Annotated in this window: 31 protein-coding genes; 15 read left to right on the forward strand and 16 right to left on the reverse strand. The window is 61.3% G+C overall.

Annotation, left to right across the window (positions count from 1 at the left end):
* The 3 genes from L286_RS26420 to L286_RS47590 form a co-directional block, all read right to left on the reverse strand.
* On the reverse strand, nucleotides 1-268 hold a 268-nt coding region (locus L286_RS26420; RefSeq protein WP_004154064.1), incomplete at its 3' end, for an IS6 family transposase.
* Nucleotides 269-480: 212 nt separating this feature from the next.
* Complete coding sequence (merA, locus tag L286_RS26425) at nucleotides 481-1857, reverse strand: mercury(II) reductase (protein WP_021222959.1); 1377 nt, start codon at nucleotides 1855-1857, stop codon at nucleotides 481-483.
* Nucleotides 1858-1936: 79 nt separating this feature from the next.
* A complete protein-coding gene (locus L286_RS47590) occupies nucleotides 1937-2275 on the reverse strand; it encodes a heavy-metal-associated domain-containing protein (protein WP_443214324.1) in 339 nt (112 codons plus the stop codon).
* Between L286_RS47590 and L286_RS26435 the strand changes: the two genes are divergently transcribed.
* Nucleotides 2262-3026: an IS6-like element IS6100 family transposase gene (locus tag L286_RS26435; protein ID WP_001389365.1), complete on the forward strand. Its 765-nt coding sequence runs from the start codon at nucleotides 2262-2264 to the stop codon at nucleotides 3024-3026. The genes L286_RS47590 and L286_RS26435 overlap by 14 nt on opposite strands.
* Nucleotides 3027-3196: 170 nt before the next feature.
* On the opposite strand, the gene L286_RS26440 is transcribed toward L286_RS26435, so the two are convergent.
* From L286_RS26440 to L286_RS26450, 3 genes are all read right to left on the reverse strand, one after another.
* On the reverse strand, nucleotides 3197-3736 hold the full coding sequence (locus L286_RS26440) for a DUF736 domain-containing protein (RefSeq protein WP_015460591.1): 540 nt from the start codon (nucleotides 3734-3736) through the stop codon (nucleotides 3197-3199).
* A gap of 390 nt (nucleotides 3737-4126) precedes the next feature.
* Nucleotides 4127-4411, reverse strand: coding sequence for a hypothetical protein (locus L286_RS26445; protein WP_015460590.1), 285 nt, complete (start codon nucleotides 4409-4411; stop codon nucleotides 4127-4129).
* 11 nt (nucleotides 4412-4422) lie between these two features.
* Complete coding sequence (locus tag L286_RS26450; RefSeq protein WP_015460589.1) at nucleotides 4423-5118, reverse strand: hypothetical protein; 696 nt, start codon at nucleotides 5116-5118, stop codon at nucleotides 4423-4425.
* A gap of 312 nt (nucleotides 5119-5430) precedes the next feature.
* Here L286_RS26450 and L286_RS26455 point away from each other — a divergent pair, with 312 nt between their 5' ends.
* Nucleotides 5431-6102 (forward strand): type IV toxin-antitoxin system AbiEi family antitoxin domain-containing protein, encoded by a 672-nt coding sequence (locus L286_RS26455; protein WP_020818773.1) that lies wholly within the window; start codon nucleotides 5431-5433, stop codon nucleotides 6100-6102.
* Complete coding sequence (locus tag L286_RS26460; RefSeq protein WP_015460587.1) at nucleotides 6095-6967, forward strand: nucleotidyl transferase AbiEii/AbiGii toxin family protein; 873 nt, start codon at nucleotides 6095-6097, stop codon at nucleotides 6965-6967. Before L286_RS26455 ends, L286_RS26460 begins: the two co-directional genes overlap by 8 nt.
* Before the next feature lie 139 nt (nucleotides 6968-7106).
* Here the strand turns inward: L286_RS26460 and L286_RS26465 are convergent, their stop codons facing one another.
* The 6 genes from L286_RS26465 to L286_RS0124095 all read right to left on the reverse strand — a co-directional run bounded on the left by L286_RS26465 (nucleotide 7107) and on the right by L286_RS0124095 (nucleotide 9683).
* Entirely contained in the window at nucleotides 7107-7412 is a 306-nt protein-coding gene (locus tag L286_RS26465) for a DUF7673 family protein (RefSeq protein WP_015460586.1), read from the reverse strand.
* A gap of 4 nt (nucleotides 7413-7416) precedes the next feature.
* Complete coding sequence (locus tag L286_RS26470) at nucleotides 7417-7806, reverse strand: DUF6915 family protein (protein ID WP_015460585.1); 390 nt, start codon at nucleotides 7804-7806, stop codon at nucleotides 7417-7419.
* A 3-nt stretch (nucleotides 7807-7809) separates the two neighbouring features.
* Complete coding sequence (locus L286_RS26475) at nucleotides 7810-8283, reverse strand: DUF6878 family protein (RefSeq protein WP_015460584.1); 474 nt, start codon at nucleotides 8281-8283, stop codon at nucleotides 7810-7812.
* A complete protein-coding gene (locus tag L286_RS26480) occupies nucleotides 8280-8798 on the reverse strand; it encodes a hypothetical protein (RefSeq protein WP_020818772.1) in 519 nt (172 codons plus the stop codon). The genes L286_RS26475 and L286_RS26480 overlap by 4 nt, the downstream gene beginning before the upstream one ends.
* Before the next feature lie 208 nt (nucleotides 8799-9006).
* A complete protein-coding gene (locus tag L286_RS26485) occupies nucleotides 9007-9405 on the reverse strand; it encodes a type II toxin-antitoxin system VapC family toxin (protein WP_197672744.1) in 399 nt (132 codons plus the stop codon).
* A gap of 11 nt (nucleotides 9406-9416) precedes the next feature.
* Nucleotides 9417-9683 (reverse strand): antitoxin, encoded by a 267-nt coding sequence (locus tag L286_RS0124095; protein ID WP_020818770.1) that lies wholly within the window; start codon nucleotides 9681-9683, stop codon nucleotides 9417-9419.
* A gap of 300 nt (nucleotides 9684-9983) precedes the next feature.
* Here L286_RS0124095 and istA (L286_RS26490) point away from each other — a divergent pair, with 300 nt between their 5' ends.
* Both istA (L286_RS26490) and istB (L286_RS26495) read left to right on the forward strand, forming a co-directional pair.
* Nucleotides 9984-11489, forward strand: a complete 1506-nt coding sequence (istA, locus tag L286_RS26490; protein WP_020818759.1) for an IS21 family transposase — start codon at nucleotides 9984-9986, stop codon at nucleotides 11487-11489.
* Nucleotides 11489-12298 carry an IS21-like element helper ATPase IstB gene (gene istB, locus L286_RS26495; RefSeq protein ID WP_020818758.1) on the forward strand — a complete coding sequence of 270 codons (810 nt, stop codon included), beginning with the start codon at nucleotides 11489-11491 and terminating at the stop codon, nucleotides 12296-12298. The genes istA (L286_RS26490) and istB (L286_RS26495) overlap by 1 nt, the downstream gene beginning before the upstream one ends.
* 217 nt (nucleotides 12299-12515) lie before the next feature.
* Here istB (L286_RS26495) and L286_RS49730 read toward each other — a convergent pair whose 3' ends face one another.
* The 3 genes from L286_RS49730 to L286_RS26505 all read right to left on the reverse strand — a co-directional run bounded on the left by L286_RS49730 (nucleotide 12516) and on the right by L286_RS26505 (nucleotide 14527).
* Nucleotides 12516-12878: a dioxygenase family protein gene (locus L286_RS49730; protein ID WP_062121841.1), complete on the reverse strand. Its 363-nt coding sequence runs from the start codon at nucleotides 12876-12878 to the stop codon at nucleotides 12516-12518.
* A 65-nt stretch (nucleotides 12879-12943) separates the two neighbouring features.
* Entirely contained in the window at nucleotides 12944-13372 is a 429-nt protein-coding gene (locus tag L286_RS26500; RefSeq protein WP_021222964.1) for a DoxX family protein, read from the reverse strand.
* A 216-nt stretch (nucleotides 13373-13588) separates the two neighbouring features.
* Nucleotides 13589-14527: a LysR family transcriptional regulator gene (locus L286_RS26505; RefSeq protein WP_020818768.1), complete on the reverse strand. Its 939-nt coding sequence runs from the start codon at nucleotides 14525-14527 to the stop codon at nucleotides 13589-13591.
* A 649-nt stretch (nucleotides 14528-15176) separates the two neighbouring features.
* On the opposite strand from L286_RS26505, the gene wrbA reads away from it, so the two are divergent.
* The gene (gene wrbA / locus L286_RS26510; RefSeq protein WP_020818767.1) at nucleotides 15177-15779 is read left to right on the forward strand and encodes an NAD(P)H:quinone oxidoreductase; all 603 of its coding nucleotides are present in this window, start codon (nucleotides 15177-15179) and stop codon (nucleotides 15777-15779) included.
* A 256-nt stretch (nucleotides 15780-16035) separates the two neighbouring features.
* Here the strand turns inward: wrbA and L286_RS26515 are convergent, their stop codons facing one another.
* On the reverse strand, nucleotides 16036-16959 hold the full coding sequence (locus L286_RS26515) for a LysR family transcriptional regulator (protein WP_020818766.1): 924 nt from the start codon (nucleotides 16957-16959) through the stop codon (nucleotides 16036-16038).
* Between the two features lie 155 nt (nucleotides 16960-17114).
* On the opposite strand from L286_RS26515, the gene L286_RS26520 reads away from it, so the two are divergent.
* From L286_RS26520 to istB (L286_RS26555), 9 genes are all read left to right on the forward strand, one after another.
* Nucleotides 17115-17429 carry a muconolactone Delta-isomerase gene (locus L286_RS26520; RefSeq protein ID WP_021222966.1) on the forward strand — a complete coding sequence of 105 codons (315 nt, stop codon included), beginning with the start codon at nucleotides 17115-17117 and terminating at the stop codon, nucleotides 17427-17429.
* Nucleotides 17426-18592 carry a muconate cycloisomerase family protein gene (locus L286_RS26525; protein WP_020818764.1) on the forward strand — a complete coding sequence of 389 codons (1167 nt, stop codon included), beginning with the start codon at nucleotides 17426-17428 and terminating at the stop codon, nucleotides 18590-18592. The genes L286_RS26520 and L286_RS26525 overlap by 4 nt, the downstream gene beginning before the upstream one ends.
* A 98-nt stretch (nucleotides 18593-18690) precedes the next feature.
* Complete coding sequence (locus L286_RS26530) at nucleotides 18691-20118, forward strand: sodium:solute symporter family protein (protein WP_020818763.1); 1428 nt, start codon at nucleotides 18691-18693, stop codon at nucleotides 20116-20118.
* A 75-nt stretch (nucleotides 20119-20193) separates the two neighbouring features.
* Nucleotides 20194-21075, forward strand: a complete 882-nt coding sequence (locus tag L286_RS26535; RefSeq protein WP_021224462.1) for an MBL fold metallo-hydrolase — start codon at nucleotides 20194-20196, stop codon at nucleotides 21073-21075.
* Nucleotides 21076-21410: 335 nt separating this feature from the next.
* Nucleotides 21411-22184, forward strand: coding sequence for a dioxygenase family protein (locus tag L286_RS26540; RefSeq protein WP_021224463.1), 774 nt, complete (start codon nucleotides 21411-21413; stop codon nucleotides 22182-22184).
* A 167-nt stretch (nucleotides 22185-22351) separates the two neighbouring features.
* A complete protein-coding gene (locus L286_RS26545; protein ID WP_020818760.1) occupies nucleotides 22352-23419 on the forward strand; it encodes a maleylacetate reductase in 1068 nt (355 codons plus the stop codon).
* Between the two features lie 78 nt (nucleotides 23420-23497).
* Nucleotides 23498-23644 carry a CoA-transferase gene (locus L286_RS47605; RefSeq protein WP_021224464.1) on the forward strand — a complete coding sequence of 49 codons (147 nt, stop codon included), beginning with the start codon at nucleotides 23498-23500 and terminating at the stop codon, nucleotides 23642-23644.
* Nucleotides 23645-23829: 185 nt separating this feature from the next.
* Nucleotides 23830-25335, forward strand: coding sequence for an IS21 family transposase (gene istA / locus L286_RS26550; protein ID WP_020818759.1), 1506 nt, complete (start codon nucleotides 23830-23832; stop codon nucleotides 25333-25335).
* Nucleotides 25335-26144 carry an IS21-like element helper ATPase IstB gene (gene istB / locus L286_RS26555; RefSeq protein ID WP_020818758.1) on the forward strand — a complete coding sequence of 270 codons (810 nt, stop codon included), beginning with the start codon at nucleotides 25335-25337 and terminating at the stop codon, nucleotides 26142-26144. Before istA (L286_RS26550) ends, istB (L286_RS26555) begins: the two co-directional genes overlap by 1 nt.
* Nucleotides 26145-26383 lie beyond the last annotated feature (239 nt).

The raw sequence follows: 26383 nt of genomic DNA on the forward strand, positions 1-26383 counted from the left end.
GGTAGGTCCACTTGCCCCGCACCTTGACGTAGGTTTCATCCAGGCGCCAGCTCGGATCAAAGCCACGCCGCCAGAACCAGCGCAGCCGCTTCTCCATCTCCGGGGCGTAGCACTGGACCCAGCGATAGATCGTCGTATGGTCGACCGAAATGCCGCGTTCCGCCAGCATTTCCTCAAGGTCGCGATAGCTGATCGGATAGCGACAATACCAGCGCACCGCCCACAGGATCACATCACCCTGGAAATGGCGCCACTTGAAATCCGTCATCGTTCCGTCCGTCCAATCTCCGCCAAGCATGCTCAAGCTTCACGATTTTTGCAACAGAGCCGACAGGAGGATCGAACAGGCGCCGGCGCTCGTCTCCGGTCAGAAGTCGGCGTCGTGCCATTTTGCTCTCCCGCTGAGGCGAATAACAAAATTGACACCAAAGCGGCTTGCACTGGAGGGAGGCCATTCGTTGCCGGTTGATCCCCGAGCAATCACCCGGCGCAGCAAGACAGTTTGGCGACATCCTTATCAAACGTTTGGGCCGCCAGTTTGAGGCCTTCCACAGTGGTCAGGTAAGGAAATATCGTTGCACCCAATTCCAGGGTGGTCATGCCGTGTTTGATCGCCAGCACCAGTGTCTGGATCGAATCCGCGCCTTCGGGTGCCATGATCTGGCCGCCCAGCAAACGGTCGTTCGCCTTGTCGGCAATCAGTTTGATGAGACCCCGCGTATCGCGTGCTGCCAGTGCCCTTGGCACAGCATCGAGCGGGAGCAGCGAAACCTTGATGTCCAGGCCTTGCGCCCGTGCTGTCGTTTCAGTGAGGCCGGCGCTGGCGACTTGCGGGTCGGTGAAGACGACGGATGGCATGGAGGAATTGTCGTAGCGGTATTGGTTGCCCGTCACCGCGTTGCGCGCGGCCAGTTTTGCGCCATAGGCGGCCATGTAGACGAACTGGTCCCGTCCCGTTACATCGCCCGCCGCGTAAATGCCTGGAACCGACGTTTCGAGGTGGTCATCGACGACGATTCCACCATTACGGGCAAGCACTATGCCGCGCTCCTCCAGCCCAAGCCCGTCGCTATTGGGTCGGCGTCCGGTGGCGATGAGCACCTGTTCCGCCGCGACGGTGTCACAATGCCCCTCGCAGGTCAATTCGACCCCGCTCTGTGTTTGGGCGATACGCTGATAGCCGACACCTGCGCAAACCCGCACGCCCTCGGCTTCCAAATAGTTTTTCAGCGCGGCACTCACTTCCGGGTCCATTTCGGGGAGCAGGCGGCTTCGGCAGCAGATGGTGACATCAACGCCCAGACGCGAAAACATCTGTCCCAGTTCTACCCCGATCACCCCGCCACCGATCACCAGCAGCGATTTGGGCAAGCGATCCAGCGCCAGCGCCGATGTGCTGGTTAGGTAGGGCACGCTGTCCATCCCCGGAATCGGCGGCACGGCGGCGTGCGCACCCATCGCCAATATGACCTTGCCGACCTTCATGGGCGCATCGCCGACAATCAGCGCACCATCGGCAAAGCGTGCCTTGCCCTCGATATAGCTCACACCGTCATAGGCGGGCAGCAGATCGACATATTTTTTTTGGCGCAGCGTCGTGACAAGATCGTCCTTCGACGCCGCCAATACGGACCAGTCATCCATCTGGACAGCGCCCCCAAGGCCGGGAAAGCGCGCGGCGGCAAGCCCACCATGCACCGCTTCGGCGGCGCGGATCAGCGTCTTGGAAGGAACGCAGCCAACATTGACACAGGTGCCGCCAATCGTGCCGTGACCGACGAGCGCCACTTTCGCGCCCAGATCGGCAGCGGCGATCGCGGCGGAGAACCCGGCAGAACCCGCGCCGATGACGGCCACGTCAAATCCTTCCTGCTCGGGGCGGTTGCAACAGTCGTTCATTGCTTATCACTTTCTTGAGGCGCTGGCGGCGCCCCGCTCAGTTTTGAATAGCGCGCGCCGGATAACCCGCGTTGGTTGATGCAGCGGCAATCGCAGCAGCATTGGTGCGGCGCGGGTTATAGGTTGCGCGCGCGGTCTTGGCTGCGAAATCGACCGTGACCGCCGTTACCCCGGCGACGCCTTCCATCGCCTTCTTCACGGTGATCGGGCAGGTGGCGCAGGTCATGTTCTCTATGGCAAAGGTGGTTTGCTTCTGAGCGGTTGCGGTAGCCGCGGGGCGATCTTGCGCCGTGCCACTAACGGCTCTGTTGCAAAAATCGTGAAGCTTGAGCATGCTTGGCGGAGATTGGACGGACGGAACGATGACGGATTTCAAGTGGCGCCATTTCCAGGGTGATGTGATCCTGTGGGCGGTGCGCTGGTATTGTCGCTATCCGATCAGCTATCGCGACCTTGAGGAAATGCTGGCGGAACGCGGCATTTCGGTCGACCATACGACGATCTATCGCTGGGTCCAGTGCTACGCCCCGGAGATGGAGAAGCGGCTGCGCTGGTTCTGGCGGCGTGGCTTTGATCCGAGCTGGCGCCTGGATGAAACCTACGTCAAGGTGCGGGGCAAGTGGACCTACCTGTACCGGGCAGTCGACAAGCGGGGCGACACGATCGATTTCTACCTGTCGCCGACCCGCAGCGCCAAGGCAGCGAAGCGGTTCCTGGGCAAGGCCCTGCGAGGCCTGAAGCACTGGGAAAAGCCTGCCACGCTCAATACCGACAAAGCGCCGAGCTATGGTGCAGCGATCACCGAATTGAAGCGCGAAGGAAAGCTGGACCGGGAGACGGCCCACCGGCAGGTGAAGTATCTCAATAACGTGATCGAGGCCGATCACGGAAAGCTCAAGATACTGATCAAGCCGGTGCGCGGTTTCAAATCGATCCCCACGGCCTATGCCACGATCAAGGGATTCGAAGTCATGCGAGCCCTGCGCAAAGGACAGGCTCGCCCCTGGTGCCTGCAGCCCGGCATCAGGGGCGAGGTGCGCCTTGTGGAGAGAGCTTTTGGCATTGGGCCCTCGGCGCTGACGGAGGCCATGGGCATGCTCAACCACCATTTCGCAGCAGCCGCCTGATCGGCGCAGAGCGACAGCCTACCTCTGACTGCCGCCAATCTTTGCAACAGAGCCAGTTCGAGAAATACCGCCGCCAAACAAGAACAGGGTCCGCTTCGCGTGAAACGAAGCGGACCCTGCGGGAATCGTGCCCGGCCTGGAGGCGCGGGACCGGGCACGACGGGGGGATTTCAGCTGACGGTTTCGGGTTCCTCCACCTGTTCGGCCGTACGCTGACGACGCTGACGCCGGCCGCCTTCGGGCTGTTCGCCACCAAAGGCGTGCTCTGCCGACGACTGGCCGAGGCCGGCCTCGGCGCCCTGGGCCGGCGCGCCGGCGGTTTCGCCTTCGCCGGGCAGCGGCGGCAGCGCGTCATCGGCCTTGCGCGCCATCTCCGAGGCGAGGTCGCGCCGCCGCGTCGGACGCGACCAGACCACGTTGTAGCTGCCGTCCTCCTGGCGGAACGCGGAAATGTAAAGCGGCGCCGCCAGGCTCGGATCCTCGATCTTCCCGTTGAGGAACGCCTCGCCCGTGCCGTTCGAGAACAGCTCGAACAGCGCCCCAACCTGCACCCACGCCCGCGATGCCGACAGCGCCAGCACCTCGAACTTCGGCGCCTTCGGATTGGCCGAGTGCACCTCGCGCAGCGCAATCGTCATCGCAATCGTCAGCGTCTCGATCTTGCCGACGAAAATACCGCCTTCATTCTGCTTGATCGAACCAATGTTCATGGAAAGTCTCCTGGATGATGGTCTCGAACACTGTGTCCGGGACACCGTCCTTCCTCCCCCTCCTCTCCTCGGCCGTTCGGCCGAGCCAGCGCGCAAGCGCCATAGCCGAGGCCCGCGTCCGCGGCCTCGGGACGATCCGGTCGATCCATGGATCGATCCGAACAGCCCCCGCCTGGTCCCGGCCTGATCAACCCCACCCCCGACGCCAATCGTCGGGCAGCAGATCAGACGCAGGAGATGATCGGCCATCGCGAAACGCTCGCGCGTCAGGCCGCTGGCTTTGGCGAGTTGGCTCCAGGATGCCGGAATTCGACTGGGCTTCTTCCGTGCGCAGCTATTCCGCAGGACCGCAATCTGGGATGGTGGCCCGTCAACGGCGGACAGTCGCGTTCAGGCGTAGTGCGGCCGGACCTCGGGAAAGGCCGGGGGCGCCGTCCATTCGAAGACGATGGCAGTATAACGGCCGCCATCATAAAGGACGGAATCGACGCGGCGACGATGACGCTGTAGCCGTTCGAGCAGGCGGTTGGCGCGGTCAGCCAACTGGATGGCCCGCGCTTCGGTCGGCGCCAGCGCGAGAAGGCGGGCCAACTCGCCGGTGTCGTACCACCAGCCACCCTCTTCTGCTCCACCATAGGCGCGGTCAATCTCATAAAGGGCGATGATGTAGCGCATGTGCGGCTCCTTCAGTTGAGTGGGGCCGGGAGCGCCAGCCATTCGGGCTGGTCGTCGGCAATGGGCGGATCGAAGTTCGCGGCCTCGGCCTCGGAAAACACCGTGGCGCCAGCAAGCGAGCCGAAGCCCGAATGGCTGTTCCAGAAGAGCAGGCCGGCCTCTGCGTCGCGCGTGACAAGGACGTATCCGTCGACACCTTCGTGGTGACCGCGCGCGATAGCGCGATCGAGGAGCCGGGACGAACCTGCGAACTCGAGCCCGTCTTCGCGGATGACGACATAGCCGCCGCCGAACTCACCGGGGCGCAGGCGATCGCAATCGAGCGCATATTCGAAGCCAAACGGCAGAGCCGATTTCGCGGTCGCCTGGATCAGCAGCGCGGCGGTTTCGACATCGACCTGGTCGCCGTAGAACCAGACCTTGCAACGGCCTGACCCATCGGACGGATCGACCTGCAGCGAGAAGCTGAGGCGTGGATAATCGAGATCGCTGAAGATCGCGCGAAATCCACCGAAGGGATCGGCCTCGATCGACGGGAAGCACGACGTGAAGGATTCGCCGAGCGCGGCATAAGCTGCGGCAAGTTCATCCTGCTCGAAACCAGAATCATCGAGAATTCCTGTAGCATCTTCGATCTGGCGCAGGACTTCGGCCTCGGCCTCGGTAACGGTGAGCACAAAGCTCGCTTTGACGAAATGGTTGGCCATGTTCGCTCCTCGCGAAAAATAGGTTCGGGACAGTCAGGTCTCCGGCCTCGGAGACATGTCCTGCCCCTTCCCCCTTCCCTGCTCCTCTTTGCGTGCGCGAAGCGCAGATGCGGCGAGGCGCGCGGAGGAGAGCCTCGGTCTCGGTCAGTGGCTTACAGAAGGCGTGGGCACCGTCAGCGAGTCCAAGCGTATCGCCGACACCAGCACGTCGGGAGACAAGGCCTGCGGCGCGCCGGGGAAGGTTTTGCTCATTCTGGCCGCTCATCCGATAATTTCTGGAAACTTTCACAATTTGGAAGTATGAGGAAATTCATGTCATCCTTGGCACAGCAGATCACGGCAGCAGGGCTGGCCGACCATATCCTGAGCGAACGCCAGCTTGGGCGGTTGCTGGGCGGCGGGGATGCGCGGCGCTACGGCCTCGTAAACCGTGCCCTCAAGGATGGCTCCCTGCTTCGGGTGAAGCGCGGCACATATCTTCTGGGGCGAGACTATCGCAGCCAAACCGTACATCCCTTCGCCATTGCCCAGAGTCTCGTACCAGGCAGCTATATCTCGCTCGAAAGCGCGCTGACCTGGCATGGCTGGATTCCCGAAGCGGTTTTCACCACCGCCAGCGTGACACCGGGACGCAAAACGCTGCACTTCGACACGCCGGACTTCGGGGCGTTCAGCTTCCACCCTCTCGCCATTGCCGATTATCGGTTCCTGATCGGCGTTGATCGGGTCCAGATGGGCAAACTCACCGCCTTCGTCGCCCAGCCTTTGCGGGCGCTGATGGACTTGGTTGCCCTGCGCAAGGAACAATGGAGCGGGGTCGAATGGCTGACCCATGGCATGCGGATCGACCCGGACAGGCTCGTCTCGCTTCGACGAAAGGATTTCGCCAAGCTCAGATCCACCTACAAGCACAAGGCCGAGAACGCCTTTCTCGCCGCGCTCGAATACGCCGTCATGGCCCGAAAGGCTTCCAATCATGATTGACATCATCCAGGAAAAGCTGCGCAGCTACGATGCGGCCAACGCCCTCGAAGAGGAAAATGCCGTCAAGGAAATCCTCCAGGAGATCGCGCTTTACGCCCTGTGGCGCGGCGATTTCTTCGATGTCGCCCTGTTTCAGGGAGGCACCTCGCTGCGTATCCTTCATGGCCTGCCGCGTTTTTCAGAAGACCTCGATTTCCTCCTCCGCGCGCCCGATCCGGATTTCGATTGGTCGCCTTATCTCACGGTTCTGGTCGACGTGTTCGGCCAGTTCGGCCTGAAGCTCGACGCGCGGCCCAAGGCGAAAATGGACAGCGCGATCCGCCAGGCGCTCCTCAAGAATGATTCGATCGCCAGCCAGCTCGACCTTATCTTTGCCGGGACAGGCAAGCCCCGGACGATCCGCATCAAGTTGGAAATCGATGTCAATCCCCCCGCCGGCTCCGGCGAAGATGCCACCTATCTCGATTTTCCGGCCGACTATGAAGTGCGACATCAGGATCTGCCGTCCAACTTCGCGCTCAAGATCCATGCGCTGCTCTGCCGGGGCTTCCTCAAAGGTAGGGACTGGTACGATTTCTCCTGGTATGTCGCAAAGGGAACTGCCCCCAATCTGCCGCTCCTGCGCGCGGCGCTGATTCAAGCCGGACCGTGGGCTGGTGACGAGAGCATTGCCGTCAATATGCCCTGGCTGAAGGACGCGCTGGGCAGCACGATCGCCGGTCTCGACTGGAAAGCGGCGGCCGAAGATGTGCGCCGCTTCCTGCGTCCGGCTGAACTCAAATCGATCGACCTGTGGAGCGAGCGCTTCTTCATGGCGAAGCTGGACCGGCTGGTTCCGCCCCCCGGACAGAATGCGAATGCATGATTGCCCGTCGCCAGGGCAAGCGCTCGACGCCTGACTCAAGACCTATGGAACCGTGCGCGATGGCAACTCGGGTCATCTCCTGCCCGAGCAACAGTAGGAGATCGATAACGAGCGGGTTGCTCTGCACGTTGGAAAACTTCTAGTCGCCGAAATCCCGCCAGCGGCCGACCAGTTCGATCATCTCGGCCTTGCAGCCGAAGGCATCCGGATAGATCGCGCCTTCATGTTGACCGAGGAAACCGACGATCGTCGTGATGTGGGTCGCGATCGTCGCGTCGACGCCGAACAGATCGGCGATAGGAAAGTGCCCGCAATCCTCGCCGTTCCACCAGGCCAGAAGGAAGTTTGCGACCCGGCGTGATTGGCCGGTGTCGGATCGGGCAATTGCGATGAGACGATCGAGGGCGTTGTCTGCGGCGGCCTTGCTGAAGGGTCCCTGATCCATGAGATCAGGCTACAGCAGCGTTGGGTGCGGGTGAACCGGAAATAGCAGGATCCAGCCCCGGCGAGCCGGCGGGATTGCCGCGCAACATCCAGGGCATCGGCTGGATGAGCCGTGCCCAGTCGGCGAAAGACGGAATGCGCCCCAGATCTTCGGTGACGTGCGCCTCCCCGATCAGACGCACCGGCACCTGACGTCCGTCGCTGTTGCGAACGGTCACGCCAAAAATCGTCTCGAGCAGGAAAATCCCCTCGGCATGGTGCCTGAGCGCCCGGTGGCGCGGATCAGCGATGATCTTCTTGGATTCATCGAACCATTGATGAAGGGCGATATAGTCGCCCGGCACGCCGCCCCAGCGGCGCGCCGAGCTGAGCGCATGAAAATAGCAGTGAGACATGGATCACAGCTCCGTCTCGGTGGTGTCGTAGTCGATGAACCGGGCATTATGCGTGATGGTCACGCCTCCCGAGGCGACATCGATGACGATCTCTCCGTAGGCGCCCTCGCCATTTTCCCAGCCACCATGATGGTCGCAGACGGCATTTTCAGCAAAAGACGACAGGGCGTCCTCCAGTTGCAATGCGGAACTGCGAACGTTTCCACCATAGTCGACGGCGTAATGGTCGCACAGCACCGAAGGCAATTCCCGGACAGACTGGCCGCCATAGGCGGTGACATCGCCCATCATGCCTTCATCACCGCCACCATCATAGCTGATGTCGACGCGTGTGATACCATGCTCCCGCAGGATAGGCAGGAACGCGCTCTTGCAGCGCGCTTCGACACGCCGGACGGCGGCGGCATGCTCTGCGATCTCGGCCTCGATACGAGCCTGAATGGCGGCCTGGTCGGAGGTAAGTTGCGTCGGTATCATACTGGTGTCTCCTCAAGCGAGCGGTTCGCGGCCTCGGCGCAGCGAGGGTAGGCGGCGGCGAGATTGCGATGAAGGATCTCGAAGTCGGGAATGGGGAACCGTCCCAACGGGTCGGGCCGCGTCGCGAGCAACGCACCCATGACGATGTCGTCGATACGGTCCCGGTCGACCGCGGGGGCACGGCCGTCGTCGTAGCGGACCGGCGGCGCGAAACCGGCTTCGACCCAGCTGGCGAGACCGTCCTGGGCGGCCTCGACATAGGCCGCGACCGAGGGATCGCGACGATAAGCGCCCGCATCGACCTTGAGACCGAGCGTGCGATAGATGCCGAAGTCGTGCCGGTTGGTGATAAAGACGAGGGCACACCCGTCCGGGGGCGGGCCGAAGCGGGCGATGACGGCGGCCCGATAGGCGGCGACCTCAAGCCGGTTGAGGCGCTCGAAGTCGGGGGTGTGGCCGAGCTGCGCGCAATCCTCGTGTCCGGGCGCGCCGCCGAGGTCGATGATGTCGGACATGGCCTTCTCCTGTTGCGTGAACACAAAGGCACACCCCCCTCCTCTCTCCGGCCATGAGGTCAATGGACGGCAAAGGCCCCCCGATCCGCTATGGAGCTGAAGGTCATCTCAAGGGTTAGGGTCGATCGCGAAGCGTGTGGCGGCGGCCCGCCGCTGGAGCGAGCCGATGCGCTAGACGAAAGCCATGCGGTGATTGCCCGGCATCCGGTCAATGAAGGTCGGCGATCCAGTTCTCGACTTTGAGTGCGCGTATCCGCGAGAAGTCTGTGATATTCGCGGTCACCAGCACCGCTTCCAGGGCATAGGCATGGGCAGCGATGAACCAGTCATTTGGCCCGATAGGCTTGCCGGCTGCTTCCAGCTCTGCGCGAATACCGGCATATTCAGTGTCGGCGGGGACATCGAGGGCAAGGATCTGGAGGCTGTCCAGAATGGCCTCGATCTGCGCCAGCAGCCGCGGCGAACCCGCTCTGGCGCAGCCGTAGCGGAGTTCCGCCGCGGTGATGATGCTGACACAGATCGCATCCGGGCCCACTTCGGCGATGCGTGCGGCAACCGATCCTTGCGGATTGCGGGCAAGCTCGGAGACGGTATTGGTGTCGAGCATATAGAGCCCGCTCACAGGTCGATGGCCTTTATCGGGAGCAATGTGTCCTCGACATCGGGAAACTGATCATCGGGCCCGAGCGGCTGCAGGGATGCGAGGACTTCCAGAAGATTCTTGCGGCGTACCGGTTCGATAATGAGGCGGTCGCCATCGCGATGGATCATCACGCGGTCACCCGGAAGTTCGAAATCGGCAGGGATGCGCAGAGCCTGACTCTTGTTGTTCCGGAACAGTTTGGCTTCTCGTGGAGGGACGGAAACTGCTTTTTTCCGGGCCATATCGACCTCCTTTGCATATGCATGAACATATGCATTGTACTGGGGAAATGTCAAGATTGTAGCCCATGCCGGGTGTTGCCGTACCTGCGCGGCGACAACTACGATGGCCGGTTGAGCGGCGACTATGATGGCCGGTAGGATCGGTTGTCTGGTCTGATCGTAGGGAGGGGCGCAGCCCCGACCGGAGAGCGGACCAGACAACCGGTGGCGATCTTTTTCCCCTTCTTTCGGGGGGCAGATCGGGGCTGTGGCGGGCGGTGGTATCGGAACACTCATCGAACAACGAGCGATGGGTTTGCGATGCCGGGCCACCACATTTCCGATCAGCAGGTATTTCTCTTCATGACCCATCGTCGCCAACACACCCAGGCCGTCGCGGCTGCCAAGGCCGGTATCAGCGAACGCAGCGCACGCCGGATCGAGAACGATCCGCAGCTTCCGTCCCAGAAGAAGAAGGAGCGCCACTGGCGCACCCGCGCCGATCCGCTCGAGCCATTCTGGCCACGTATAGAGGAGTTGCTCCAGATCGACGGTATCATTGCCGTCACGGTCTTCGAGACGCTCCAGGACGAGTTCGGCGAGGATGCTGTTCCCGATGCGATACGACGAACACTGGAACGCCGGATCGCCCGCTGGCGGGCACTGCACGGCGGCGAGAAGGAGATCTTCTTCCCGCAGCATCATGAGCCCGGTCGGCAGGGCCTGTCGGATTTCACGGTATGCGACAGTCTCAAGGTCACTGTTGCCGGCGAGACCCTGGCCTATCGCCTCTACCACTTCCGCTTGGCGGCGAGTGGCTGGGAGCATGCGGCTGTCGTGCTGGGCGGGGAGAGCTTTGCCGCCCTTTCGGAGCACCTGCAGGATGCGTTGTGGAAGCTGGGCGGTGCGCCGGCCGAACACCGCAGCGATTCCCTGTCAGCCGCCTACAAAAACCTCAACGCCGATGCGCAGCGGGATTTCACCCGAAGCTATGACGAGCTGTGTCGTCATTACGGCATGCTTGCTACCCGCAACAACCGCGGCGAGGCGCACGAGAACGGATCGATCGAAGGTCCCCATGCCCATCTCAAGCGACGGCTCGATCAGGCCTTACGCCGGCGGGGCAGCCGCGATTTCGTTAGCATCGAGGCCTGGCGCGAGTTCGTTGAGGCGCAGGTCGCCAGACAGAACCGGCGACATGCTGCGCGCATCGATGCAGAACGCAGGGTACTCAAGGCGCTGCCCGCAAGGCGAACCACCGATTTCGCCATGGTCACCGTCGATGTCACCCGCAACGGCACCGTCGCCATCGATCGGGTTACCTATTCGGTGCCTTCCCGCCTCGTCGGACGGCGCCTCAACGCGCATCTCTTTGACGATCGCATCGAGCTCTTCCTCGGTCCAGACAGGGTAATGTCCACGCCGCGTGTGCGGATCAGTCATCCCCACCGGGGGCATAGCATCGATTTCCGGCACATGATCGGTAACCTGCGCCGCAAGCCCGGTGCACTGCGCAACCTCGTCTACCGCGAAGCCCTCTTCCCCGATCACGCCTACCGGCGGGCCTGGCAAGCCTTCGATGCCCAACTCGATGGACGGCAGGCCTGCCGCGATGCCGTCGCGCTGCTCGATATCGCCGCCAGGGGCGACTGTGTCGACGTGCTGGCCCGGCGGATCGATGAGGCTCTCGACAGCGGGCGCTTGCCCGATGTCGATGCGCTCAGGGACGAGTTCCTGCCAACCGCAAGATCGCAGCGCGATGTCGCTATCCCGCCACCCGATCTGCACAGCTACAACAGCCTGATCGCCAGCGGGGAGGTGCACTGATGACCCGCACCAAGGATCAGGCCGCCGCCGTACTGCCTACCCTGCTCAAGGCCTTGCGCCTGCCGAGCATCAACCGCAACTGGAAGCACCTCACCGACACCGCCGATCGCGATGGCTGGCCGGCCGCCAACCTGCTGGCCTCGCTTCTCGAGATCGAGATGGCTGATCGCTCCTCCCGGCGCATCCAGCGCCATCGCGACCAGTCCGGCTTGCCCGCAGGCAAGACCTTCGCCACCTTCGATTTCGACGCCGCCCCCGGCATCCGCAAACCGCACCTCTTGTCCCTCGCCGCCGGTGACGACTGGATCGAGAACGGCGGCAACCTGCTGCTGTTCGGCCAGAGCGGGACCGGCAAGACGCACGCAGTTGCCGCCATTGGCCATGCCCTCATCGACACGGGGCGGCGCGTCCTGTTCTGCTCCACCACCGACATGGTCCAGAAGCTCCAGTCCGCGCGCCGCGACCTCAGCTTGCCCGCCATGCTCGACAAGCTCGACAAGTTCGATCTCATCGTGCTCGACGATCTGTCCTACGTCCGCAAGGACCAGGTCGAAACCAGCGCCTTGTTCGAGCTCATCGCCCACCGCTACGAACGCCACTCGCTCGCCATTACCGCCAACCAGCCATTTTCGGCATGGGACAACGTCTTCCCTGATCCCGCCATGGCTGTCGCCGCGATCGACCGCCTCGTGCACCACTCGACCATCATCGAGATGAACGGCGAAAGCTACCGCAAGCGTTCCGCCGTCGCCCGCATCAACGCCGGCGATTACGACCCGCCCAATGGCGCCCCGGACCGGCCATCATAATTGTCGCTGGCTTCGCGCTCGGGAGCACCCTTGCTGAGGCAACGGGTAATTGTCGCCAGCGGCAATTACATGCCAACCATCCCATGCGCTTCAAACCCTCGCTTCCGGCCAGCGCCAGCGACAATTACCCAGCGTCGTAATTGTCGCTCGACGGTTGCTCCTCGCAACAGCAAATGGTAGCCAGAATTCACCAACCGGCGCGGCCACCTATCGGCCATCAAAATTGACGCCGACCGGACTCCGTAATCGTCGCGCTACAGCCGCGAAACTCGTTTGCCGCACTCGGTATGCTTTGTTCGTGCAGAAGGGAGCGTACGCGCTCGACCAGATGGGCAGATCCCGGAGCCGGGTAACGCATCTCGTAAAGTGCGTCAGGAAAGCCACCGAAATCATGAATTGTAGTGTGTCGGTCGAGGCCGTTGAGGGTCACAACACTCTCTTCCCAGTGCGCCGATATGATCAGGATCGCGGTCGGTCGAAAGGGGAGAAGCGCGGGCAGAGATTCGAGGAACGACCGCGCCGGACTGTCGCCAAGCGCAAGGCTTGGAGCACCGTGGCTAATGAATATGCTTGGGAGCATCGATTGAACCGCCAGAAGAGAGTTTATACGGGGATGGCATTACGGGCTGCGGGCGGAGAGCAGCTTCAGGTGATCGCAGGGTTGATAACGGTCCCAGGAAGCGGTGTCGGCTTCAATGCGTAGAGCCCATCGCCGATCAGAGCCTGGACTATGAGGGTGAGCGCCCAGAAGGCAGGAAATTCCCAACCCCCATTGGGATTGTTGAAGAAGAAGCCGGCGCCGGCATGCACCGTTGCAATCGCGCCGAGCAGGATTGGGATAAGGCCCAGCGCCACGATGCGCGGATAGATGCCGAGGAGCAGTGCAATTCCGCCAAGCGTTTCCGCTGTCATCACCAGATAAGCGATGAACCCTGGTACGCCGACCGACTCGAAGAATTGCGCCGTTCCGGCCGGCGTGAACACGAAGATCTTCATGCCTGCATGTGCGAGGAAGAGGCCGCCAAGGGCGGCACGCAGCACCGTGGCACCGATCATTCCGGTGTGGACTTTCATAGCATCGCTCCATCGACGCGACCGATGACAAAGGCATTGCCGTCGGTTGCGATGTCTGTCGCCGTGGAGTTCCGAACTGGATTTGCTCGGCTAGCTCTTAGCGGCGGGCGGAGCCGTCTCCGCCGATGCCGTGACAGGTAATCTGCTTCCCACCTCGCGATAATCTGCAAAAATGTGCGGCGTTATCACACCGCCAGTGTGAACCGAAGCGAGCGATCAGTTCCTGTCGGTTGTCTGATCGATGCGTCGCTGCCACGGTGGGGTGCCAGCAAAACGCTTGATAAGGAAATCAATGAAGACGCGCACCTTCGCGGGGAGATGCTCGTTCGGAGGGTACACTGCGTAGATGTTGCCGAGATCGAACGGAGGATGGTCGAGTTCGAGAATTTCGAGCCGACCATCTGCAACGGCATCGGCAACGATGAATGTGGGCTGGTAGACGATCCCCATACCGGCAATGGCCGCTGCGACAAGTGCGTCGCCGTTGCCGGCGCGAAGCGGCCCCGAGACAGGCACCTTGATATCGCCGTTGCTTCCAAAACTCCACGAACTGGGTCCGACAGCGTGGGACAGGGTGTAGCCAAGGCAGCGATGATCGCCGAGATCGATTACCGTCTTGGGGCGTCCGTGTTTTCTGAGATATGCCGGCGATGCGCAGACCGCCATGTGACAAGGCGCGAGACGGCGCGCAATCATGGGCGAGTCCTGTAGTCGTCCGATACGTATGGCGAGATCCCATCCTTCCTCCACGAGATCGACAAGACGATCGTTCACGCCAAGATCGATTGTCAGGTCTGGGTGAGCTTTGGAAAGGTCGTTCAAAATGGGCGCGATTTCGCTTGTGCCGAATGAAACCGGAACATTGACCCTGAGCAGTCCCCGCACCACTAGTTTGTCGGCTGCCGCTTCGGCTTCCGCTTCTTGAAGTTCGGCGATGATGCGTTCCGCGTTTTGCACGAAAGTGCGCCCGATTTCAGTCGGGGTCACTTTGCGTGTCGTGCGGTGCAGAAGCCGCACGCCGAGCCGCTGCTCGATAGCAGCGACATGTTTGGTCGCCATGGTCGGCGACATGTCCAAAGCCCGAGCTGCACCCGACAAGCTGCCCAGCTCGACGACTTTAAGCAGGACCTGAATCCCCTGGAACCTATCGAGCAAGCGACTATCCTCACACTGATGGTGTCAAATCTTCGCTCTAGGTAAGAAATTATGCCTCGCCTTACAATGAATAAGGTCGCTCCACCGGTGTGAGGTAACTTTCGTGCCCGAGTGAAGCGACGCTGGGGGCGGGGTCGCGGGTCGAATGGTCTCGCACCGTCCGGCTCGATGATGAGGTGCTGTGCGGAGAGAATTTCCTGCAATTGCGATCGCAAGGGAGTTTGCGTGATCGTCAATGCGTCCGACCCGCCGAACAGCAAGCTGGGCGGCTGCTTAATCTCAAGGGGCGAGCTGGAGTGATCGGCGACCGGTCTCATTGCCACCTATCGGGCGCAAGAAAGTGTCTTCGTACCTCTGGTGAGAGCAGAACTCCGTCTCGGTGGGATTATCCCATTGAAAGGCGATTGTTAGCTTAGGCGACACCCTGATGAACTGCCGTCAGAGGCAAACCGGACCGTATGGAAGCGGCCTGGCGCGCTTGCCTGCAGGCCTACGGGTGGCGCTTCGAGCGCTGCAATCCGGCGCGAGTAGATAAGGCAGAACGACAATGACGCTTCGATCGATTGTGCGCGTGTTGGGATTGTTGCGCGAGGCGTCTGCTCAAACCAGTGCCGCGGCATCCTCCCGGCCCGCCAATAAGGAATCAACAATGACCAAGGTGCTTGTCCTCTATTACTCGTCTCACGGTCATATAGAGGAGATGGCCTATGCCGCCGCCGAAGGTATCCGGTCGGTCGGCGTGGAGGCGATCGTGAAACGGGTTCCGGAGACGACCCCGGAAGAGATCGCGCAAAAAAATGGCTTTAAGCTTGACCAGAAAGCCCCCATCGCGACCGTCGATGAGCTTGCCGAGTATGATGGCATCATCCTCGGCTTTCCGACGCGCTTCGGCACCATGCCGGCGCAGATGAAGGCGTTTCTCGATCAGACTGGCGGGCTTTGGTATGAGCGTAAACTCGTCGGAAAAGTGGGGTCAATCTTCACGTCGTCCGGCACGCAACATGGTGGGCAGGAATCGACGATCCTTGGAAGTATTCCGGTGTTGCTCCATCATGGCATGATCATCGTTGGACTTCCCTATACCGCGCAGGGTCAGATGCGCCTTGACGAGATCACCGGCGGTTCCCCGTATGGCGCGTCGACGATTGCTGCGCCGGATCGCTCACGCCAGCCTTCCACCAATGAGCTGGAGTTAGCATCGCTGCAGGGGAAGTTCGTCGCGGAAGTTGCACGGAAGCAAGCGGCGGCCTGAGCACGGTCCTGAGGGGCCTGTCGATGCTTCTCAGGGTAGATGCGTTAGACAGCTGGCGGGTAATCACGGCGAAACGATCGCGCTCAGCGCGTGGACGGATACCCGCCAGCTGGAAACGACAGGTGATGATGCGCCGGCATAGGCGAGGGGCATGAACACCACATGCTGCCCGACATCGGCCGCTCGGCCGTCGCGGAAAAATCTACACAAACCCCGACCAGAAAATACCGGAGGTGGCGTGAGTCCCGTGGGAACCTTAGCGCTTCTTCCCGACCTTTCGGGGCTCCTGGGCGCGTTTGACCGGCTTCTTGTCGCTGAGGCTTCGCATGAAGGCGGAGAGGATCGGGGTCGTGTTCGCCTTGAGATAGGCACAGTGGGTTGGCGATGTGATGTTCGGTTCGGCCAGCCTGACGAAGGTTACGCCAGGCATGCGGATGCTCGTGACCGCTTCGGGAGCGATACAGATACCCGAGCCGATCGACACGAGCGCAAGCGCCGATGTTTGATCCTCCGCTTCGGCGCCGATAACAAGATTGACGCTTGCAGCCGACAGGGCGCTCAGAACAGCATCTGCGAAGCTCGGCCGATTTCCGGATGGGAACAGGATGAGCGAACGCCCGATAAGATCGGGAAGCCTCAGAGACGTTGCATGAGCAAGGTTGTCTTCGACCGGAAGTGCGACATAGAGCGGTTCTTCGGCAACCGTCATGACCTCAATGTCAGGTGCGGGATTGAAATAGCGGCTAAATCCGATGTCGATCGCTCCGGAACGAAGAGCTTCCTGCTGGCGATCCTTTCCCATGCTGACGAGGACGATTTGCGCAAGCGGGACTTGGGCACGGAAGCGGCGCAAAATCATAGGCACGGCTTGATAGATGGACGAGCCAAAGAACGCGACGGTGAGGCGGCCGATCTCGCCGCGGTCGGCCGCGCGGCTGCGTTCACCAGCGCGGCGCGACCGCTCAATGATCTCGCGGGCCTCTTCGAGAAAGACGCGGCCGGCTTCAGTGAGAATTGCCCCCCTCGGCGTGCGCACGAAAAGCGTGACCTTCAGCTCTTGCTCAAGCGCATGAATCTGTCGGGTAACAGGGGGCTGTGTGACGTGGACGCGCTGCGCCGCGCCGCCAAAACTGCCCTCTTCGGCGACTGCAATGAAATAGCGCAACTGTCTCAATTCCATCGTAACTCCAGTCATTCCGAAAAGGTATCGCTGAGCGCCTCATATAGTATTTTACAGAAAGAGCCTGGCTTTCGATAGTGCCCGTCAGCAATCAATTGCGCACGAGATGTTGTGACGATTGCCGAATAGAAACGAGAACACGGGCAGGTATTGAAATGTTTTATCTAGTGCGAATGGTGGTCTCTCCGCCTTATGGCATGCCGCCGGAAGAATTCGAGAGACTGAAAGCTGAAGAGAAGGAAGTCGGGATCCGACTTCAACGTGAGGGGATCTGGAAGCACATCTGGCGAGTAGCGGGGGCGTACGCGAACGTCTCGATTTTCGAGGTCGATAGCGTCGAGCAGCTTCACTCGGCAATCAGCAGCCTGCCTTTCTTTCCATTCTTAAGTGTAGAGGTGACGCCGCTCGTGCCGCATCCCTCATCGATCAACCCCGCCGACAATCCACTCCTGAAGGAGGGCAGAGCATGAACGAGATGGTTTCTCCGATCGTCGCCACGACTAACTTGGCAAAGGACGCCTTGCGCATCCGCGCCGTCAAAACCACGATCGTCGATTTGCCGATCCGCAGGGCGCACCAGTTCGCCAAGGCAAAGATCAGCTCGCAGGCATTCCTGATCGTCGAGATCGAGACTGAAAGCGGCATCACGGGGCTCGGCGAAGGAGCTACGCCCGGTGGACCATGGTGGAGCGGCGATAGCATCGAGACGATGAAGGTGATGATCGACACCTATCTGGCGCCGGCGATCGTCGGACAGAGTGCGGGTGACGTCACGGCGCTCCACGGTCTGATGAACAAGGTCGCGTTCGCAAACTATTTTGCCAAGGCGGCGGTCGACATCGCTTTGTGGGACATCGTTGGCAAAGCGCTTAACGCACCCGTCCACGCCTTGTTCGGGGGCATGGTTCGCGACAGCAGCGAGATCAGTTGGGCCCTGGCGACCGGCGAGGCGGATACCGACATCGCCGAAGCCGAGGACATGATCGCCCGCAAGGCCGCGAAGGTATTCAAGCTCAAAGGTGGGGCAAAGCCGCCTCAGGCAGACGTCGAGCGTGCCGTAAAAGTCGCCAAGGCGCTGGCAGGCCGCGCGGAGGTGAGAATCGATCTCAACCAGGTGTGGGATGAGACGACCGCCAATCGGTGGATTCCGGCGCTGATCGATGGCGGAATCAGCCTGCTCGAACAGCCGGTACAGGGCTGGAATTTCGACGGTTTGAAGCGGATCCGCGAACGCTTCGGCATCAAGGTCATGGCGGACGAGAGCGTCTGCACGCTTCAGGATGCGATGCGGCTCGCGGGCAGCGCTGCGGTGGACGTCTTCGCCTACAAGGTAATGAAGTCGGGCGGCCTGACTGCGTGCAGGCAGATCGCCGGCATTGCCGAGGCCGCTGGCATTGCGAGCTATGGCGGTACTTTCCTTGAAAGCTCGATCGGCACGTCTGCCGGCCTGCAGGTCGCAGCGGCCGAGCGCAGTGTCACGTTCGGCTCCGAGTTCATCGGAGGCATCTGGCTTGCTGACGAAATCGTCACCGAACCCCTGGTCTACAGGGACTTTCACGTTTTCGTACCGACAAGGCCAGGCATCGGCATGACGCTCGATCGCGACAAGTTCGAGCATTATCGCCGCAAGTGAGCGACGAGCAGACCACATAAAGAGCCCCCCGATCGGCGAGTAAGCCTTCGCCGATCGGCTTTCTGCTTTCTAAGCCAAAAACATAATGGGGAGGGGCCATGTCATTCCAGGTTTCGACGATCGGGATCACACTCATTTATATGGCCGCCGTCGGGCTGATTGCAGCTTATGTGCGCCGCTCGGCAATCACCGCTGCGGGCTACACCGAAGGCGGGCGTCAGTTTCCCGCCATCATAATCGGGTTCTTGATGGTGTCGGAGTTTATCGGCACGGCGGTGAGTGTAGGCACCGCGCAGCTCGGCTATTCAAAAGGGATTTCGGCTGCATGGAACGTGTTTGCGTTGGCGCTGGGATTTGTCCTCTTGGGTCTGATCCTGGCACGCAAGTATAAGGAGCTCGGACTTAACACGATCTCAGGTGTGCTCGCCTCGCGTTACGGCCAGAACACACGTATCGCGGCCTCCGTACTGACGATCTGCGCGCTCGAAATTATCGCGGTGTCGATCTATGCGAGTGGCGGCGCGGTGCTTTCCGGAATTCTCGCGATCGGCAAGCCGACCGCGGTCATCGTGGTCGGCGTGCTTTCAGTCGGCTATGTCAGTGTCGGTGGCATGCGCTCGGTGGTCTACACCAACGTTTTGCACGCATCGATCAAATATCTCGGCATCGTGATCGCGATGATCTACGGGCTTTCGTTGACCGGAGGCGTGACGGCCCTCGCCACGAAGCTCCGTCCAGAAATGTTTGTCTGGGACGCCGTCGGTTGGTCCCAGATCGGGGCCTGGATGATCGCCGGGATCGGCTCGATTTTTGCGACCCAGCACGTCATCCAGGCGCTTTACACTGTGCCCAATGTACGAGCTGCCCAGAAAGCGTGTTTCTATTGCGCCGCGGCGATGGTGCCTTTCGGAATCCTGACGGCAGCCGTCGGGATGGCGTCGGCGGCTTTGCATCCGGGCATCAATCCTCTGCAAGCGTTTCCGAGCCTCATAGCCGATATGGACCGTCTGAGCGCTGGTATCGTCGTGGCAGGCTTGGCGGCCTCGCTGTTCGGAACGATTTCGGCTGTTAGCATTGGCGCAGCGACGTTGCTGATGAAAGATTTCTTCGAACCGCTATTCAACAAGGAAAGGGATGAGAGGCGATCCGTCCGGTTCCTCAAGGTCGCCACGATTATCGTTGGCCTCTTGCCAGTTGTCATCGCACTCGGCGCGAACAACGTTCTCCACATTGCTTACCTTGGAAAGGGGCTCCGTGCGGCGCTGGCCGTTCTCGTGCTGCTGGCTTTCTATGCTCCAAGCTTCAGCAACGGGAGTGGCGCATTCATCGGGATCATCGTGACCCTCCCAGCGACCGTGGTCTGGTACATGCTCGGCGATCCGTACGGCATCGACAACGCGTACGTCGCGCTTGCATGCCCGGTAATCGTTATGGGCCTGTTTCATCTGACTTCGCGGCGAACCGCCCCGATTGTGACAGGAAACGGACCCTTACCCGAACAGCAGGTTGTGGCGAACACCGAATGAATCAAAACCGGGATGCCGCGCCAGTCCGTCTGAGCGGCGTGGGTGGCCGTCAGGAATAACGTGAGGCAGTTGGAAATGAAAAAGATCGTTGTCGGCGCCGTCGAAATCACGCGAGTTGAGGAGAGCCTTGCACCCAGTTTCGAGCCTGCTTTCCTGTTCCCGGAGTGGCGGCCAGAGTATCTGGAGCAGTATGGGTGGATGGAGCCTCACTTCTATGACCGGGGGGCTGGCAAGTTCATGTCATCGATCCATAGCTGGGTGATCCGCACGAAGCATCATTTGATTGTGGTCGACACCTGCGCTGGCAACGACAAGAGCCGGCCATCGTTCGAACGGTTCAACATGTTGCGTAGTTCTTATCTGGAGCGACTGCAAAGCGCCGGCATACGTCCTGAGGACGTCACGCACGTCCTGTGCACGCATCTTCATCTCGATCATGTCGGCTGGAACACACGCCTACTCGATGGACGCTGGGTGCCAACGTTTCCGCAGGCGAAATACATCCTTTCGAGGCGTGAGTGCGAATTCTGGGATACGCGCAGCGGAGAGGGAGGGAAACTCCCGATCAACGACAACGTATTCGAGGACAGCGTCAGGCCGATCCTGGACGCGGGGTTGGCAGAGTTGATCGATCCTCCCTTTCAGCTGACGGACGAGCTGACGATCGAGGCAGCGCCGGGGCATTCGCCGGGCCATTGCATATTGGTGCTTCGAAGCGGCGGCGAGACGGCGATCTTCTCGGCGGACACGATGCATCAGCCGGTGCAGATCTACGAACCACATCTCAACAGCCGTTTCTGCGCCGATCCCGAGCTTGCTCGGCAATCGCGGCAGGCCGTCCTCGAACAATGTGCATGCTCGAACGGCTTGCTTTTGCCGGCGCATTTTGGGCGACCCCATGTTGGCCGCGTCAGTGAGCGGGCGGGCGGCTTTGCTTTTTCCTGCGACAAAGTCTGAGCACAATATGGTCAAAAGTTGATAGCGGCGTCGCTGGCGTCGGCGCGGGCAGAATGCCGACAGAGCGCGTTCCTGCACTGTGCGGGCATTGTCTCCGCATCATCGGTAAACGCGCTGTGGTCCGATCGCGCCACTCTACTTGCGAAGACTTTGATCGACATGATGAGGGAACGTTGACCCGGGCACGATTATCCGCCCAGGGGGCGTTTATGTCACTCCAGAAGGCGATACGATTTCGGTATGGCCAAAGACCCGAAAAGGAATTTGAAAAAATGTCTCGGGTGTAAAATATTGGTTCTTGAGAATAGAAACGGATCTCCTGAGAGGATCGGAAAATGGCAGACGAAGCTCGTATAAACGCAGTGGTCAGCGATATCGTGGATGGAGTGCGCGCGGCTCTGTTCAAGCACGATGTGACGTTCGACGAATACAGGGTGGCGCTGGCGTTTCTGCTTGATGCCTTCGAAAAGAACGACGTGCCGCTACTGATGGACGTCTTCTTCAACACGACGATCGTGAAAATCGAGGGCAAACTGATGGGAGGCTCTAAGCCTTCGCTGGAAGGTCCTTATTATCTGGAGAATGCGGCTGTCGTCACGGACCGCCTTCCAATGCGCGACGAGGATCAGCACCACACTGCGATGCAGCTGCGCGGTCGAGTGACCGGGATGGATGGGCGGCCGCTCGCGCGTGCCACGATCGACGTTTGGCATTCGACCCCGGAAGGCCGGTATAGCGGTATTCATGATGGAATTCCGCCGCACTATTATCGCGGCAAGATCGTCACTGACGCTGATGGCCGCTACAACGTGCGGTCGATCATGCCGATCCCGTACCAAATTCCTAACGAAGGGCCCACCGGTGCGCTGCTCACGGCGATGGGGCGGCACTCCTGGAGGCCAGCTCATGTCCATTACAAGATCTCGGCCCCTGGCATGCATACACACATCAGTCAGGCCTACTTCGAAGGCGGCGCGTACGTCGAAGACGATTGCTGCGAGGACGTTTGCGAGGAGCATGTTGTCGCCGAGAAGGTGGAAGACGGTGTGCGCATCGTCGAAGTGGACTTCGTGATCCCGAAAGCGACGGAAAAGGCGCAAGCCGCCTGAGCGGTTTCGTGAGCCGCCTTTGAGCGGCGACGCATCTTCCATCCAACGACAACAAAGCGATCCGGCGTGTTGCCGGATCGAACCTTTTACCGCGGGCCATTGAGCGCTGGTCCGCATGGCGGCGGCCGGGCTGGCTCGAGCCAAGATCAAGGGCGTGAGAGATTGAGATGCAATTGAGTTTCACTTACGAGGCCAATCCAGGACGAACGATATTCGCGCCGGGTAGCCTGGCTTCGCTCGGCGATGAGCTTACGCGGCTTGGTTTCAGTCGTGCGCTGATCATCTGCACGCCGCCTCAGCGCGATTTGGCCGAGCGGATCAACGCGATGCTCGGCGATCGTAGTGCCGGAATCTTCGATGGCGCCCTGATGCACGTCCCATTCGAGACCGTCGTCGCCTGTCGAGACGTGGCGCTAAAGAGCTTGGCCGATTGCACGGTCGCAATCGGCGGTGGATCGACGACGGGTCTCGCCAAGGCTCTAGCGCTTGAAGACGGCCTTCCGATCGTGGCGGTCCCTACGACCTATGCAGGCTCCGAAATGACCCCGATTTGGGGAATGACGAAGGATCGGCGAAAGGTCACGGGGCGCGACAAGGCGGTACTGCCGAAAACGGTCATTTACGATCCGGAGCTGCTGGTGTCGCTGCCGGCTTCTATTACCGGGCCGTCCGGGCTCAATGCGATCGCGCACGCGGTTGAAGCTCTTTACGCGCCGGAAGCCAATCCCATCACGTCGCTAATGGCGGAGGAGGCGATCCGGGCGATCGGACAGGGCCTTCCGAAATCGATTGAGACGCCGAACGACATCGGCGCGCGCTCTTCGACGCTCTATGGCGCTTGGCTCGCCGGCGCGACACTCGGCATGGTTGGCATGGGCCTCCATCATAAGATTTGCCACACGCTTGGGGGTACGTTCGATCTGCCGCATGCCGATGTTCATGCGATCGTCCTTCCGTATGTCGCCGAGTTCAACGCGAGCGCCGCGCCTGGCGCGATGGCGCGCGTGGCGATGGCGTTGGGCGGCTTGGCGGCAAGCGACGCAGGACGGTGTCTTTACGATCTTCGCCGGAAAACGTGCCCAAAGCAGTCGCTTGCTAGTTTGGGAATGGCGCAATCCGATATTCGGCATGCCGCGGAACTGGCCAGCGCGGGCAGCTATCCAAACCCCAGGATCGCCTCGGCCGACGATGTCGAACGCATCATTATCGAGGCGTTTCACGGTCTGCAGCCCTGATGTCGCGCACAGCTGGGATCGCTCTTGGAGACTTTATGGAGACGGCCGCGCGCGGCGGCTTGAGAGGAAGGCGGCGAGTTGGATAGCAAAATATATGGCAGCGCCGAGCAGGCTTTATCAGGGCTGTTGAGCGAAGGCATGACAATCATGTCAGGCGGCTTCGGCCTCGTCGGTAATCCTGAAACCTTGATCGACTGCGCGGCGACAACTACGATGGCCGGTTGAGCGGCGACTATGATGGCCGGTAGGATCGGTTGTCTGGTCTGATCGTAGGGAGGGGCGCAGCCCCGACCGGAGAGCGGACCAGACAACCGGTGGCGATCTTTTTCCCCTTCTTTCGGGGGGCAGATCGGGGCTGTGGCGGGCGGTGGTATCGGAACACTCATCGAACAACGAGCGATGGGTTTGCGATGCCGGGCCACCACATTTCCGATCAGCAGGTATTTCTCTTCATGACCCATCGTCGCCAACACACCCAGGCCGTCGCGGCTGCCAAGGCCGGTATCAGCGAACGCAGCGCACGCCGGATCGAGAACGATCCGCAGCTTCCGTCCCAGAAGAAGAAGGAGCGCCACTGGCGCACCCGCGCCGATCCGCTCGAGCCATTCTGGCCACGTATAGAGGAGTTGCTCCAGATCGACGGTATCATTGCCGTCACGGTCTTCGAGACGCTCCAGGACGAGTTCGGCGAGGATGCTGTTCCCGATGCGATACGACGAACACTGGAACGCCGGATCGCCCGCTGGCGGGCACTGCACGGCGGCGAGAAGGAGATCTTCTTCCCGCAGCATCATGAGCCCGGTCGGCAGGGCCTGTCGGATTTCACGGTATGCGACAGTCTCAAGGTCACTGTTGCCGGCGAGACCCTGGCCTATCGCCTCTACCACTTCCGCTTGGCGGCGAGTGGCTGGGAGCATGCGGCTGTCGTGCTGGGCGGGGAGAGCTTTGCCGCCCTTTCGGAGCACCTGCAGGATGCGTTGTGGAAGCTGGGCGGTGCGCCGGCCGAACACCGCAGCGATTCCCTGTCAGCCGCCTACAAAAACCTCAACGCCGATGCGCAGCGGGATTTCACCCGAAGCTATGACGAGCTGTGTCGTCATTACGGCATGCTTGCTACCCGCAACAACCGCGGCGAGGCGCACGAGAACGGATCGATCGAAGGTCCCCATGCCCATCTCAAGCGACGGCTCGATCAGGCCTTACGCCGGCGGGGCAGCCGCGATTTCGTTAGCATCGAGGCCTGGCGCGAGTTCGTTGAGGCGCAGGTCGCCAGACAGAACCGGCGACATGCTGCGCGCATCGATGCAGAACGCAGGGTACTCAAGGCGCTGCCCGCAAGGCGAACCACCGATTTCGCCATGGTCACCGTCGATGTCACCCGCAACGGCACCGTCGCCATCGATCGGGTTACCTATTCGGTGCCTTCCCGCCTCGTCGGACGGCGCCTCAACGCGCATCTCTTTGACGATCGCATCGAGCTCTTCCTCGGTCCAGACAGGGTAATGTCCACGCCGCGTGTGCGGATCAGTCATCCCCACCGGGGGCATAGCATCGATTTCCGGCACATGATCGGTAACCTGCGCCGCAAGCCCGGTGCACTGCGCAACCTCGTCTACCGCGAAGCCCTCTTCCCCGATCACGCCTACCGGCGGGCCTGGCAAGCCTTCGATGCCCAACTCGATGGACGGCAGGCCTGCCGCGATGCCGTCGCGCTGCTCGATATCGCCGCCAGGGGCGACTGTGTCGACGTGCTGGCCCGGCGGATCGATGAGGCTCTCGACAGCGGGCGCTTGCCCGATGTCGATGCGCTCAGGGACGAGTTCCTGCCAACCGCAAGATCGCAGCGCGATGTCGCTATCCCGCCACCCGATCTGCACAGCTACAACAGCCTGATCGCCAGCGGGGAGGTGCACTGATGACCCGCACCAAGGATCAGGCCGCCGCCGTACTGCCTACCCTGCTCAAGGCCTTGCGCCTGCCGAGCATCAACCGCAACTGGAAGCACCTCACCGACACCGCCGATCGCGATGGCTGGCCGGCCGCCAACCTGCTGGCCTCGCTTCTCGAGATCGAGATGGCTGATCGCTCCTCCCGGCGCATCCAGCGCCATCGCGACCAGTCCGGCTTGCCCGCAGGCAAGACCTTCGCCACCTTCGATTTCGACGCCGCCCCCGGCATCCGCAAACCGCACCTCTTGTCCCTCGCCGCCGGTGACGACTGGATCGAGAACGGCGGCAACCTGCTGCTGTTCGGCCAGAGCGGGACCGGCAAGACGCACGCAGTTGCCGCCATTGGCCATGCCCTCATCGACACGGGGCGGCGCGTCCTGTTCTGCTCCACCACCGACATGGTCCAGAAGCTCCAGTCCGCGCGCCGCGACCTCAGCTTGCCCGCCATGCTCGACAAGCTCGACAAGTTCGATCTCATCGTGCTCGACGATCTGTCCTACGTCCGCAAGGACCAGGTCGAAACCAGCGCCTTGTTCGAGCTCATCGCCCACCGCTACGAACGCCACTCGCTCGCCATTACCGCCAACCAGCCATTTTCGGCATGGGACAACGTCTTCCCTGATCCCGCCATGGCTGTCGCCGCGATCGACCGCCTCGTGCACCACTCGACCATCATCGAGATGAACGGCGAAAGCTACCGCAAGCGTTCCGCCGTCGCCCGCATCAACGCCGGCGATTACGACCCGCCCAATGGCGCCCCGGACCGGCCATCATAATTGTCGCTGGCTTCGCGCTCGGGAGCACCCTTGCTGAGGCAACGGGTAATTGTCGCCAGCGGCAATTACATGCCAACCATCCCATGCGCTTCAAACCCTCGCTTCCGGCCAGCGCCAGCGACAATTACCCAGCGTCGTAATTGTCGCTCGACGGTTGCTCCTCGCAACAGCAAATGGTAGCCAGAATTCACCAACCGGCGCGGCCACCTATCGGCCATCAAAATTGACGCCGACCGGAC

This window comes from Sphingobium sp. HDIP04 (genome assembly GCF_000445085.1).
GTDB lineage: Bacteria > Pseudomonadota > Alphaproteobacteria > Sphingomonadales > Sphingomonadaceae > Sphingobium > Sphingobium indicum.